Raw genomic sequence first — 13806 nt, 5'->3', positions numbered from 1 at the left:
TTAGAACTTGTAGCGCAAGCCCATGATGAAGGTGCGGCCGTTGGCGAAGTGCTGGTGCTCCAGGCCCGTCTCATACGTGTTGGCTTCACCGACGAGGCGGTTGAGCGTCTTGTCGGTAATGTTCGCGACATTGAAGGACAAGGTCAAATGGTCGTTGACGGCGTAGTTGGCCGAGGCATCGAGCAAGCCGTAGGCCGGGACGTAGCTGGAGCCGAACGGCGTGGCCGGGTTGACGCCACCCAACTGCTGGGAGGAGCGCCACGTGTACACCAGGCGCGAGGAGAATTTCGCGTCCTCGTACATGAGGCTGGCACTGGCGCTGTCCTTGGACACGAACGGCATCGCAACGTTGATGATGCGCTGCGCCGCCACGGTGCCGGAATTGACCGGGTTCGACGTATTGACATGGGTGTACGAACCCGCTACGCCGAAGTTCGCCAGCAAGCCGCTCTTGGCGTCGAAGAACCATTGTCCGGACACCTCTACGCCGCGCGCAAAGCCTTTTTCGCCGTTGACCTTGCGGGTGATCAGGTACTGGCCATTGGTGCAGGTGTTGCTCGTGGAGCCAGTATAAGCCGGCGCAAACGAGGACGTCTGGCATTCGACGATATCGTTGAAGAAGCCCTTGATATCCTTGTTGAACAGACCGAGCGCCACGTAGTTGGTCGGGCTGAAATAGCGCTCGAACGACAGGTCGAGCGAGTCGGCCACTTGCGGCTTGAGCGCAGGGTTGCCCTCGCTGCCGGTGCCGAGCGCCGAGTTGATGTTCACGAACGGGTTCAGGTCACCGGTCTGCGGACGGGTCATGCCGCGGCCGTAACCGAAGCGCGCCAGGAAGTCCTTGCTGATCTCGTAGGTCGCGTTCAGGGACGGCAGCACGTTGGTGTAGCTGACCGAGCGTACATTGTCGATCAGGCCTGGTGCGGAAGGATTGGTGATGCGTGCCGTCGCCTTCGATTCGGTGCGCACCACGCGCACGCCGACGCTACCTTTCAGGCGCTCGTCGAAGGCGGAAAACTCGCCCGCGACATAGCCGGCCAGCGTGCTTTCATCAATGCTCCTGCGGGCAGCCGCGATCTCAGGGTACGCTCCCTCATCCGGCATCCCGGCTTTGGGGAATTGATCCCTGACCTGATTTCCCAGCAGCGCGTCCGGGTTGTACACGATATAGCCGCCGGAGTAGCCGGCGTCGCCGCGCATATAGTTGCTCGGCGCGTTTTGGATGACGCCTGGCATGCTCGCCACCGAGATGGCGTTCGCCTGGTTCCCGGCAAGGCCAAGGCCGTCGGTCGTCAGATTCCTGTTGCCAAAGCCGTTGTTGGCCTTATACAGGCTTTCCTGCTTGGCGTAGCGCGTGCCGAACTTGAGCCTGCTCAACAGGCCGCTGTCGAAGGAATAAGCGCCGTTGAGCGCGGCTGCGGCGCCGTTGTCGTCCCAGGTCTGGTAGGTGGCAGGGGCGTAGACATTGAAGACGAAGTTGCGCGGATCGGACAGGTCCGGGCCGTTGAACGAGACCTGGTGCGGCTCGCCTTCGGCTACGCGGTTGACTTCCCACGACCGGCCGCTCGCGGTGGCCATCTCGACCCTGCGGTTGTCCTGCTTGCGGTCCGATTTGATGTAGGAGATATCGCCCTTGAGCGACAGGGCCGGGGTAGGGCTCCATTCCACGCCGGTCGCCGTGGTCCAGGTCACGTAAGGGCTGTGTTCGTCGCCGCCCCATGGACGGATGGCCGAATTCAGGTAGGTGCCGCTCAACAAGCGCTTGCTGGCCAGGATGTCGTCGCTGCCGCCGTTGTAGTTGCGGTTGGCCAGGGTTTCGGTCACAGCAAATGGCGTCGTCTGCAGGTTGCGCACGTTGGCGCCCTGGTCGATGAACAGGAAGCGGTAATTCTGATGGTACAGGTAGGAGGTGTAATTGCCTTCCACGTAGAAGCGCAAGGTGTTGTCCACGCGATAATCCGCTGCCAGGTTCAGGCCTTTGCGCTCGCGCAAGATGGTTTCCTGGAACACGTTGGCGCCCACGGTGGGCGTGGAGATAATGTTGTTGATCTGGTCGCTGCTCAGCCCCGCCGTGTTGGGCATGTTGGCGCCCATGGTGGCTGAGGTCGGGAAGGTCGGCACGTTGGCCAGGAAGTTGATGTCGGAACGGCCGACATAGGCAGCCATCGGCTGGCCCGGGTTGTTGCCCGTATTTGCGCTGGCCAGGTTGGCGTATTCCTGGCTGTCGCCGCGCACCATGCGGCGATAGTCGGGACCACGGCCGGCGGGCGTGCTGTCGGAACGGCCGGTACTCTTCTGGAAAGCGACCGCGGCCATCACACCGATGCGCGAGCCGCCGCCCAGGTCGAAGCGGTTGGCGATGAGGCCAAACAGTTCCGGATCGGTTTTTTGGCCGAGGTCGTTGTGGCGCACGTTGGCGTTCAGGGATGCTGTGAATTCCTTGAAGTCGCTCGGATTGCGGGTGCGCAGATTCACCAGGCCGCCGATACCGCCTTCGATATGCTCGGCCGATGGATTTTTGTAGACGTCCACGCCGGCAATCATGCCGGGGATGGCGTCTTCGATGTTGAATTCACGGCTGCCGGCCGTGAAGTAGGAGCGGCCGTTCACGTGCGAGGCGGTCTGGTTGGCCAGGCCACGGATGGTCAGGCCGGAGCCGAAGCCGGCCGGGGAGGCGCCTTCGCCGCCGTAGCGGTAGCCCTGCACGCCCGGAATGCGGGTGAGGGTTTCGGCGACGTTCGGATCCGGCAGCTTGCCGATGTCTTCCGCGGTAATCGAGTCGACCACCTCCATCGCGTCCTTCTTGATCGCCACCGACGAACGGGCGCTGGCACGCAGGCCTTTCACGACCACGACTGAAGAGTCTGCCTCTTGCGCCATGGCGCAGGGTGCAAATGCCTGGCTGACCGCAAGAGCGATGCCGGTGACCTTAAGGGATAACTTGAGTTTCGTATTCATTACTTCGTCTCTCTCTAAATTGATATTAATGGGCAGCTCTTCAGCGCCCTTGGCACAGATCTTCTTGCAGGATTACATTTGATATCGCTACCAACCAGCCACCGGTTTTCCCCTAAATTGGATGAAATCGGCCATTTTTCAGGGTTGATTATCACGGTACTGCCGTGATGTCAATTTTCCGGTATCGATACCAATTCAGCGAGCACGCTTGATATCGATAACAGATGCGTTGATTATATGTAATATCCGCAGCCTGTCTAGTAAAAATTTGCAAAAAAGTTGGATGAACATCGGCTGATGTCGCTTGGGCGCGACATCGGGTGGCTGCGGAAATTGGCGAATCGACGCTTTGCGGCGCTGCGGTGGGATCAGCGTTTGATGGGGCAACGGGCCGTCGAGGCGCGTATCACGACCTGGCTAGGCAGTTCGATGCAGGAGTGTTGCTCCGATGAATTCTCAATCCGCGCGATCAATTCCTGCACGGCCGCTTCGGCCAGGCGCTGCAGGGGCGGGCGTATGCTGGTCAGGGGCGGATCGGTCAGCGCGGCCGCCTCGGTGTCGTCATATCCGACAATGGACAGGTCCTGGGGCAGGCGCAGGCCCGCAGCGCGGGCCGCCTCCATGACGCCGAAGGCCACCATGTCGCTGACGGCGAAGATGGCGGTTGGCCGTTGCCGCAAATTCAACAGCCGTTTTCCCGCTTCCAGGCCGGACAGGTGGCTGAAGTTCCCCGTCTCCAGCCATTGCGGGGCCGGCTGGATGCCTTGCTCGGCCAAGGCGGCCATGTAGCCTTGCAGGCGTTGGTTGCTCTGGCCCGAATTCTGCGTGCCGCCGATGAAGGCGATGCGCTTGTGGCCCAGCTCGATGAGGTGGCGGACGGCATCGCGGGCGCTGACGAAATTATCGGCACGCACCACTGGCAGGCTGGTGGGGGCCCGCCAGAAGTTGACGAGAACAATAGGTTTGGTGCTTTTCTCCAGCACGCGCAGCAGGGTGTCGGTGATGCCTTGCAAGACCAGGAAGCCGTCGCACACGCCGCCTAGCAAATTGACGCTCGATCCTTCGCGGGGCGCTTCGTTGGTGTAGAACATGTTGTAGATCACCAGATCGCGGTTGTGACTGCGCACGGCCTTGCTGATCTCCATCACAATGGCACTGAGGTGCGCGGAAGTCAGATCGTTGAGCATGATCCCAAGCACGTGGGAGCGGGCGCCACGCATCACGCGGGCCGAGACGTTTGGCACGTAGTCCAGGGCGGCGGCGGACGCCATGACCTTGCTCTTGCTGCGGCGGGAAACGGCGCCTTCGCCGCTGAGTGCGCGCGAGGCGGTCATCGCCGACACGCCCGCGTGGGCTGCAACGTCATGCAAGGTGATGCTGGAAGGGGCGTTGGGCGGCTTGGGTTTGATCATGAAAGGTCGCGGCATGGTGCGGGGATAGTGAAACGCACTAACTGTAGCACGGATGTAACTCGCTCTCAACGAACAACTCGGGCTGAGGAAATTGTTATCGTTACCTATGAAAATCGCCCTCGCGACAGCGCCGCTTCTCCGCTGCTTACCCGGAGGGAAGCCGTCCTGGCAGTATGAACGGTAAGGGAATTTTGGTCGGACAACGATATGCGCTTAGTACATTGCGCTAAAAAGTGGTATCGTTACCAAAAATGTGCCGACTTCCTTTCCCCTTTCCTTCCGGCCTTCCAGGCGCTGGTGCAAGCGATGATTGAAAAACAAAGAGTAGCCCAGGGCGACGCCACCCTGTATGACGTAGCCCGCCTGGCCGGCGTGTCCGCGATGACGGTGTCGCGGGTCATCAATGGCACCAAACGCGTCAATGACGATACGCGCGAACGGGTGGCCACCGCCGCCGCGCAACTGAAGTATGAAGTCAACGTGGCAGCGCGCGCTGCGCGCGTCGGCAGCTTGCGCATCGGTCTGCTGTACAGCAATCCGAGCGCAGCGTTCCTGAGCGCCTTCCTGGTCGGGGCGATGGACCAGTGCAGCTCAAGCGGGGCCCGGTTGATCCTGGAGAAATGCGAGGGCCAGCGCGGCTGGCGCGATGCCATCGACAACCTCGTCGCGGGCGGCGTGAACGGGATCCTGCTCACGCCGCCGCTGTGCGACTCCCTTCCTGTGCTCAAGCTGCTGGCTGAACTGGACATACCGGCTGTGGCGGTAGCGACCGCACGGCCCAGCAAATCGACATCGGCGGTACGCATAGACGACTACGAGGGCGCCTTGTCGATGGTCCGCCACCTGATCTCGCTCGGGCACCGGGACATCGCCTTCATCAAGGGTGACCCGAAGCACACGCCAGCCCAGCTGCGCTATCGGGCGTTTCTGGACGCGATGGAGGAAGCCGGCCTGGAAGTCCCGCCTGCGCGGGTCGCAGAAGGCATGTTTACCTACCGCTCAGGCCTGCCTGCGGCGCGCCGGCTGCTGGAGCAAAGCGAGCGGCCGAGCGCCATTTTCGCCTGCAACGATGACATGGCAGCCGCTGTGGTGGCGGTGGCCCATGGCATGCGGCTCGAGGTACCCAGGGATCTGGCGGTGTGCGGCTTTGACGACACGCCGTTGGCCACCACGGTGTGGCCGAACCTGACCACGGTGCACCAGCCGATCGGCGAGATGGGACAGGTGGCGGTCGAACTGATCAGCGAGCAGATCCGTTGCCAGCGCAAGCGGCTGCCCAGTGTCGTGGAGCACAGGCTGCTGCCCTACAATGTCGTGCCGCGCCTGTCCTCGACAAGGGACTGGAAGGCAAGCGCCTGAGGCGGTCGCCACAGGATACCTCGCCATACCTGTCGTTCCGCACCGGCGGACCACCGCGCAGGGCTCGGCGCCCCTGCGGGAAGCCATACTTCGCATGTTCAGAGGCGTAGCATAGATTCCCGCGTGCGCGGGAATGACAAATTGGTGCTTATTCGAGGCGTCCCGGATACCTCGCCATACCTGTCGTTCCGCACCAGCGGACCGGCGCGCAGGGCTCGGCGCCCCCGCGGGAGCGACGAATTGGCAGTGAATCGAGGTAGGCTACATGCAAGTGCAGCTCCGCTTCACGTTTGACGGGGCGGTTCGACGCCGGCGGCCGCAGCCACGGGCGCGCTGCCTGCAGTGTCCGCCGGCGGCGCGCCTGCAAGGGAAATCTCTGTCGGCGTGTCTTCCAGGCCCCAGGCGGACAGGAGCAGGAATGCCAGGCCGAGGACCGCCAGCAGCATATAGACCTGCTGGAAACCGTACAGGTCATAGCACTTGCCAACCAGCGGCGACAGCAGGGCCAGGCCGATCGAGTGGCCGAAGCTCCAGCCCACCATATACACGGTCGATGCCAGGCGGTTGTCGAAATGACAGGCGACGTAGCGGAATACGGAGACCAGGATGATGGGCGCTTCGGCCGAATGCAACAATCTCATGCAGGAAATGGACAGCGGTCCAACCGCCAGGCTGGATCCCGCGATCCGGAGCAGCATGATGGCCCCGGCCAGCAGCAGGCCGTTCTTGGCGCCGATGCGCCTGACCAGCGAGGGCGCCAGGAACAGGCCGCCTGCTTCCAGGAAGATCTGCACCGAATTCAGGTAGCCATACATCGCCGCGCCTTCTTCGCTGGTCGGGAACAGCGAAGCGAAATAGCTGGGGAATTGCTGGTCGAATACCAGATACACATTGGTGACTGTGAGTATAAACAGCATGAAGCGCCAGAAGTGCTTGTCGCGCAGGATGCCCAGTGCGTCCGCCATGCCCACGCGCGCGGCCGGGATGGCGGCCGCCCCTTGGACCGGGACGCGCCACATCAGCAGCAGGGCGACCAGGGCCAGCCCCGCTGCCGAGGCCAGGTAGAAGTTGAGGTGCGGATCGACACTGAACAGGCGCCCGCTGAAGCTGACGGCAGCGGCAAAGCCGAGTGAACCGAACATCCGGACGCGGCCGTATTCGAAGCCGTAGGCGCGGCCGACCCGGTCGACGTAGGACTCGACCGCGTAGCCGCCCGCGATGAAGGTAATGCCCAGGTAGATGCCGCCCAGCGCCGCGCCCAGCAGGAGCTGGCTCTTCAGGAGGGGGCTGTAGACATGCACCAGGAAGGGGCCGGACAGCATGACCATGACTGCCACCACCCACAGGACGTGCTTGCGCATGCCTGCCTTGTCGGACAGGAAGCCGTACACCGGTTGCGAGCACATGGCGGCGATGAAGTTAGCGGAGAACACGACGCCGGTCTCGGTCCCGTTCAGCTGCAGCGTGGAGCGCAGCCAAATGGCCAGCAGCGAGACGCTCATCGCCTGGGCGAAGAAGTACGCGAACACGTAGCTGCACAGGAAAGTGTATTGGGACTGCTTGCTGGTCATATCGACATCCTTAGCCGTGCGGGCACGCTCGTAACAGTACCTTGTTTCCAGCGGCTTGAACAGTTCGAACCAGACTCTGCCGGTACTGCCCGTGAACTGAACTGGTATGATGTAAGGACGCAGCCATACACTTCATACCGCAATGCAAGAGTTTTATAAGAAGGCACTGATCGCGGTCCTTCTGCTGGTAGTTGCAGAGGCGCTGCTGGCGTGCTTCCTGATTTTCCTGAGTTACCCGTCGCTCTCGCTGCTGCCCGCGCGGGGGGATGGCGGGCGCTGGCATTACCAGACGTATTCGGACCGCACGACGGGCGGCTCTTCGTCCGTCCGTCTCGACAATGCGACACGTGAGCGCATGCGGTTCGACTTCAAACTGACGGATGCGGCGTCCTATCCCTTCGTTTCCAGCGAACTGGCGCTGGACGACAAGCATGGCCGGCCGGCGCAGGCGGACTGGTCGAAGTACGACACCATCACCTTCCTCGCCAAATGCGCGCCAGCCGGTTCGATGACACTGGTCATCTCCACCTTCGACGATAAAATCTCCACGGCTGGAAAATTCGAGACCTACCGGTCTCCGGGCAGCTATTTTTCCTGCAACGAAGAGGGCGTTCCGGTGTCCCTGGACATGACACGGTTGACGCTTCCCGACTGGTGGTTTGACCAATTGAAACTCGACCGGTCCGACCAGGGCTACACGCTGGACAGGGTAGCGAAAATCGTATTCGGGACCAGCGCCCACGGCCGCCGTAACGTCGATTCCTACCTTGAAATCAGCGAACTGGCCCTGCATGGCCGCGACTACCGCCATGTCGTCGCGCTGACCGTGCTCTGCCTGATAGGCTGGCTGGGATTCGGGCTGTGGTTCTTCCATGGCCGCGCGCGTGCCTTGACCGCCAGCCTGGATTCCAAAATGGAAAAAGACCTGCCGCTGGTCGCGTACCGCCAGCTGACCCTGGAACCGTACAAGGACAAGGAAAAGGCGTCGATACTGCAATTTATCGCGACGAACTATATGGATCCCGAGCTCGACCTTGAGCGCGTCGTCCATGCAACGGGCGCCAACCGGAACAAGGTCAACGAGGTGCTGAAAGCCGAACTCGGCATGACGTTTACCGCCTACCTGAACAAATTGCGGCTGATGGAGGCGGCCAGGCTGCTGGCCGAGAAGAACAGTGCCGCCGTGGCGGAGATCGCTTACTCGGTCGGCTATGCGAACGTTTCATACTTCAACAAGCTGTTCAAGGAAGAGTACAGCTGCACGCCAAAAGCCTTCCGCTCCCTTGCCGCGCCTTCCGCTTAGCCTGGCAGGCCAGCCGGCTGGAACTGACCGGAGGAGGCCGTGGCCCCTCCGGTCGTACAAGGCTAGAACTTCACCGACACCGGCTTGCCGGAATAGCTGATCGACTTCGTGGCGCTTGCCGGTTCGATCGCCGTGGCGTTCGCAGGACTGACCAGTACCACATTCAGCTTGCGCGTCTTGACCAGGCCCGGATAAGCCCCTTTGCGGGCGCCGACGGTCAAGGACTTGGCGGCGTCGTTCCAGGTCAACTCATAGGTGGCGTAGCGGCCCTTTTCGTAGTCGTAGGTTTCGTTGTCATCCTCGTAGACGGTGAATTTTCCGTCGGCGCCGGGATAGACGCGGATCTCGTACGGCGCGTCTGGCCGCTCGGTCGCATATTGGACGACAGGACCCATCGGCACGATGGCGCCGGCGCGCACGTAGAGCGGGAAGACGTCGAGCGGGACCTGCTTGCTCACCGTTTGGCCTCCGCCGAAGCGCTCGTGCGTCCAGAAGTCGTACCAATCCGTGCCTGTGGGCAGGTAGGTCTGCATGATGGTGTCCGGCACGCCGGCAGCCTTCGCCGCGCTGGCGATCTGCGACGGGGTGCGCCATGCCAGGCGCAGGTTGCGGTCCGAGATGCCCTGGTAGTACTCCAGCTTGACCGCCACGCTTTGGCCCTGCTTCAGCGTGACCTTGGTGTCGACATAGCGCCTGCCGCCGTTCTTCCAGTCTTCCACGGCGAGCTTGCCGTCGATGAACAGGCGGAAGCCGTCGTCGCCTTCCACGCCCAGTTCGTACTCGCCGTCCTCCGGCGCCACGATGAATCCGTTCCAGCGCGCGGAGAAATTCTCCAGGCTAGCCAGTCCCGCCGGAATGTCCGCCAGCGGCGGGCCTGGCCATTGGAAGTCGATGGTGGCGTCGACGGTCCGGTCCTTCGGCGTCTCGAAGCTGCGGCCGTCGAAGAACTGGCCGGCCAGCCCCGGCTTGCCATCCGGCGTGCGCAATGCCGTCGCCGGGATGGTGGTGGCGGGAGGCGGCGGCATGCGGTACATCTGGCGCGTGACCGGATGGACCAGGAATGACGGTCCGAACTGGAAGGCGTCGTTGATACTGTGGACGCTGCGGTCATCAGGGAAATCCATCGGCAGCGCGCGCATCATCGTATAGCCGTCGTGGGTGACCTTCCAGCCCAGGCTATAGATGTAAGGCAGGAGCCGGTAGCGCAGGTGGACGGCATCACGCAGCGCCTTGTACATCTCGGGATCGGATTGCTTGAAAATGTAGGGCTCGCGCTCGACGTTGGTGCCGTGGATGCGCATGAGCGGATTGAATGCGGCGTATTGCAGCCAGCGGGCGTACAGTTCGCGGTAGGAGGCATTCTTTTCGCCGCCGGGAAAATCAGTGGGAACGAAAAAGCCGGCCGTATCCTGGGTCCAGTACGGATTGCCGGTGATGGTGACGTTGACGCCGCCGTTGATCTGCTCCTGCAGGGTTTTCCAGCTGGCGCGCGTATCGCCGGACCACGAGGTGGCGGCCGTCCTTTGCGCGCCGGCCCAGGCCGAGCGCGTCAAGGTGAGGGCGCGCTGGTTGCTGGTGGCGCGCTGTCCCTCGTACGTGCCCAGGGTGGTCATCAGGGAATAGGGGTTCAGGTAGCGGGTGAAGTCGCCCATGGCATTGGTGCCGAGCCCCTTGATGTCGCGTTCGTTGTCGGCGGCGCTATGGGCTGCCGTGCCGACTTCGACTTCGGTGCCGTCCATCCACAGCGCGTCCACGCCCGCGTCGAGCAGGCCCTTTTTGACGTGCTTGAAGTAGATCTTGCGCCCCTCGGGGCTGAAGGCGTCATAGATGCGGGCCTTCTTGGAGATCCAGTGCAGCGGTTCGAAGCGCAAGCCTTGCTGGTCGAGTTCCTTGGCCAGCGCCGTGTCGTTGCCGATAGAAGGCCAGATCGAGACCATGAGCTTGAGGTTCATGTCGTGCAGCGCCTTGGTCATGCCCTTAGGATCGGGGAAACGTTCGCGGTTCCAGGTCATGCCGCTCCAGCTGCCGTCCTTGTCGCTGCCCCAGTACTGCCAGTCCTGGACGATGTAGTCGAGCGGGAACTGCTCCTTGCGGAAGGTTTGCGCCACTTCAAGCAGACGGGCCTGCGTCTCGTAGCGCTCTTTGCTCATGAACAGACCGAAGGCCTGCTTCGCATACATCGGCGCCGCGCCCGTCAGGCTGCGGTAGCCGGCAACGACATCGTCCAGCGTGGCGCCGGCCATGAAGTAGTAGTCCACGCCGCCCGGCGCGCTCTCCGCCCACAGCGATGCGCCTTCGGGGCTGTCCTTGAAGCGCATCTTCGAATACGTGTCCCACAGGATGCCGTAGCGTTCCGACGACATCATGACCGGAATGACGATGCCGATATTGGTCTGCACCAGCAGCAGTTCCTTGTTGCGGCGATTGAGTTCGCCTTCGCCCACGAAGCCGAAGCCGTAGATGCCTTCATCGGGCTTGAGCGTGAAGGTGTTCTGCGCTTCATAGGTCGGCGAGCCGGCCACTTCAATCTTTTTCAGGGTCTGCGGCGCGGCCTGGTTTTCCCGCGTATAGATCTTGCCTTTCGCATCCATGAAGGTGAGGGCGCCGGTCGCTTTGTCGATGACGATGTGCAGCGATTTGCTTTCGAGCGTCAAGGCGCCGGCGCTGTCGCGCGTTGTAAAAGCGATGGCCGCAGGCTTGCCGGTCACGACAATGCTCGGATGGCGCCAGTAGTTTTCGGCCAGCGTCGTGTTCACACGGACCGTCGTGGGGCCGTAGAAGATGACGTTCTTGGTCACGCCGGCCACACGGACCTGCACACCGTGCTCGATCAGCGAATACGAAAAGGGCGCTGTCGTGGCCGCGAGCTGCGACAGGTGGCCGTTGGCGTCGAGGCCTGCAGGCAGCTTCGCCTCGGCGTTTGCGGCGAGGACGGCCAGCAGCGCGAAGGCCGGTAGCGCGGTATGTTTTCCCATTGGTTTCCCGGGTATGTGGTTAAGTTTGTAGATGAATTGGACTTCTGCTGCGAGCCGGCGTAGAGCCGGAAGTTAGCAGGATATTCCGATCCGCACCAATTCCTAATTGTCGGTTTTCGATATCAAAAACGGCATCGCAGCGCGGTAAATAAGGTTTGCGTCTCAGGATTGTTTTCGATATATTACGTACCAAAGCATATTGTACCGTTCGCGGCTAAACTTTGGAGTGTTAAATGAAACGATTTTCCCCGGTGAGTGCGGCTGCAGCTGCGTTCGCGTTGTATCCCTTGCTCGGCGTGACTAGCGCTACGGCGGCATCGCCGGGGCCTCTGGTCATTTCGTCGCCAAACGGCGGTTCCGCCATCCGGATTGAACGGGATGCCAGCAGCTTCTCGGTTTCGCGCCGAGGCGAGACCGTGATTGCCGCGTCGCCGCTGGGCCTGGAACTCGACGGCGTTCCCGACTTTGGCGCACTGGCCTTGGAGAAACGCGACGACGTCAGGATCGACCGCACCATCCCGCTGGCCGCCACCAAGGCGTCCGAAGCGCGCGACCATTATCGCGGCGCCACCCTGGTGTTCCGCGAACGCGCGGCCGCCGGGCGCCGGCTGTATGTCGACGTGCGCGCCTACGATGATGGGGTAGCCTTCCGCTACCGCGTCGACGGCGCGGAACCGGTGCGCTTGCGCGGCGAGCGCACTGCCTTTGTACCGGCGGGGGATCCGGAATGCCTGGTGTCGGTCGCGACGGGGGCGCACGAAGTGCCGTTCGAACGCATGAAGGTGTCGCAGCTGCGCGCCGGCCAGGCCTACGATGTTCCGATTGTCTGCAGCACGGCGTCCGGGCGCACCTCGTACGCCATCACCCAGGCCAATCTGGCAGGCTATACGGGGGCGTCGCTGTGGCGTGACGGCGGCGCATTGCAGGTCCGGCTATCGGCGCCGCCGAAGCGGCCCGCTCCGGCGTTCGTGTCCAAGGCAGGGCTCACGACGTCCTGGCGCGTGGTCATGATGGGCGACCGCGCAGGCGACCTGATAGGTTCGCATCTCATCGGCAACCTGAATCCGCCGCCAGCCGCAGACTTCAGCTGGGTCAAGCCGGGCAAGGCAGCGTGGGACTGGTGGTCGGGCCCCATGGCCGGCATGAAGGCCGACATGGACAACTACAAACGCTACATCGATTTCGCCGCCGCCGCCGGATTCCCCTACTACCTCATAGACGCGGGCTGGGCCCTGGGCTCCGCCGACCCTGGCTGGAAAGCGCTGCCGACCACCGACATCACCCGTGCCGAGCCAGGCATCGACATGCCGGCGCTGGTGCGCTACGCGGCCGGCAAAGGAGTGGGGCTGATGCTGTGGGCGCACTGGGAGCATGTCGCGCCGCGCATGGACGAGGTGCTCGACACCTACGCGCGCTGGGGCATCAAGGGCGTCAAGATCGACTTCATGGACCGCGACGACCAGGAAATCGTCGAGTTCTACCATCACATCGCGGAGGCCACTGCCAAGCGCAAGCTGCTGCTCGACCTGCACGGCGCCTACGTCCCCGCCGGGCTGCAGCGCAGCTATCCGCACTTCCTCACCCAGGAAGGCGTGATGGGCGCGGAATGGAACAAGATGGGCAAGAAAATCACGCCCCGGCATAATCTGATGTTGCCGTACACGCGCATGCTCGCCGGCCCGATCGACTACACGCCGGGCGGCTTCCGCAACGGCACGCCGGCGAGCTTCGCCGTGCGCGCGGACATGCCATTGACGCAGACTACGCGTGGCCAGGCGCTGGCGATGTACGTGGTGTACGAAAGCCCGCTGCAAATGGTGTCCGACGACCCGGACGCCTACCGCGATGCCGCCGGATTCGATTTCATCAAGCGCGTGCCGACGGTCTGGGACGAGACGCGCTTCCTGTCCGGGGAGCCGGGACGCGACATCGTGCTGGCGCGCCGGCAGGGCCGCAGCTGGTACGTCGGCGCGATGATGGCGGACGACGCGAACGGGGGCCGCACGCAGGACGTGCCGCTGCGCTTCCTCCCGGCCGGGAAATACCGCGCCACGGTGTGGGAAGATGGCGCCACGGCCAACGACGTCGTGCGCGTGGAACGCGAAGTCACTGCCGGCGACGTGCTCAAGCTGCGCCTGGCGTCGGCAGGGGGCGCTGCAGTGATCCTCGAGCCCATCCCTGACCGCAGCGCGCAATAACAACTTGACGTTTTGACCTTTTTGGAAACA

Annotated in this window: 7 protein-coding genes; 3 read left to right on the top strand and 4 right to left on the bottom strand. The window is 62.7% G+C overall.

Features of this window, described 5'->3' with window-relative positions; all coding sequences use genetic code 11:
• Together ACSQ8Y_RS10265 and ACSQ8Y_RS10260 are read right to left on the bottom strand one after the other, a co-directional pair.
• Positions 1-2958: a TonB-dependent receptor gene (locus tag ACSQ8Y_RS10265; protein WP_436266354.1), complete on the bottom strand. Its 2958-nt coding sequence runs from the start codon at positions 2956-2958 to the stop codon at positions 1-3.
• Between the two features lie 368 nt (positions 2959-3326).
• Positions 3327-4370 carry a LacI family DNA-binding transcriptional regulator gene (locus ACSQ8Y_RS10260; RefSeq protein WP_436266353.1) on the bottom strand — a complete coding sequence of 348 codons (1044 nt, stop codon included), beginning with the start codon at positions 4368-4370 and terminating at the stop codon, positions 3327-3329.
• Between the two features lie 306 nt (positions 4371-4676).
• On the opposite strand from ACSQ8Y_RS10260, the gene ACSQ8Y_RS10255 reads away from it, so the two are divergent.
• Positions 4677-5729 carry a LacI family DNA-binding transcriptional regulator gene (locus ACSQ8Y_RS10255; protein WP_436266352.1) on the top strand — a complete coding sequence of 351 codons (1053 nt, stop codon included), beginning with the start codon at positions 4677-4679 and terminating at the stop codon, positions 5727-5729.
• A 284-nt stretch (positions 5730-6013) separates the two neighbouring features.
• On the opposite strand, the gene ACSQ8Y_RS10250 is transcribed toward ACSQ8Y_RS10255, so the two are convergent.
• Positions 6014-7300 (bottom strand): oligosaccharide MFS transporter, encoded by a 1287-nt coding sequence (locus ACSQ8Y_RS10250; RefSeq protein ID WP_436266351.1) that lies wholly within the window; start codon positions 7298-7300, stop codon positions 6014-6016.
• A gap of 142 nt (positions 7301-7442) precedes the next feature.
• Between ACSQ8Y_RS10250 and ACSQ8Y_RS10245 the strand changes: the two genes are divergently transcribed.
• A complete protein-coding gene (locus tag ACSQ8Y_RS10245) occupies positions 7443-8603 on the top strand; it encodes a helix-turn-helix domain-containing protein (RefSeq protein WP_436266350.1) in 1161 nt (386 codons plus the stop codon).
• Between the two features lie 62 nt (positions 8604-8665).
• On the opposite strand, the gene ACSQ8Y_RS10240 is transcribed toward ACSQ8Y_RS10245, so the two are convergent.
• Positions 8666-11578: a TIM-barrel domain-containing protein gene (locus tag ACSQ8Y_RS10240; RefSeq protein WP_436266349.1), complete on the bottom strand. Its 2913-nt coding sequence runs from the start codon at positions 11576-11578 to the stop codon at positions 8666-8668.
• A gap of 233 nt (positions 11579-11811) precedes the next feature.
• On the opposite strand from ACSQ8Y_RS10240, the gene ACSQ8Y_RS10235 reads away from it, so the two are divergent.
• Entirely contained in the window at positions 11812-13776 is a 1965-nt protein-coding gene (locus ACSQ8Y_RS10235) for a glycoside hydrolase family 97 protein (protein ID WP_436266348.1), read from the top strand.
• Positions 13777-13806 lie beyond the last annotated feature (30 nt).

Source organism: Pseudoduganella sp. LjRoot289, assembly GCF_964252925.1.
In the GTDB taxonomy this organism is placed as follows: Bacteria; Pseudomonadota; Gammaproteobacteria; order Burkholderiales; family Burkholderiaceae_D; genus Rugamonas.
The sequence above is the reverse complement of the archived record's forward strand: the minus strand, read 5'-3'. Positions and strand labels throughout refer to the sequence as shown.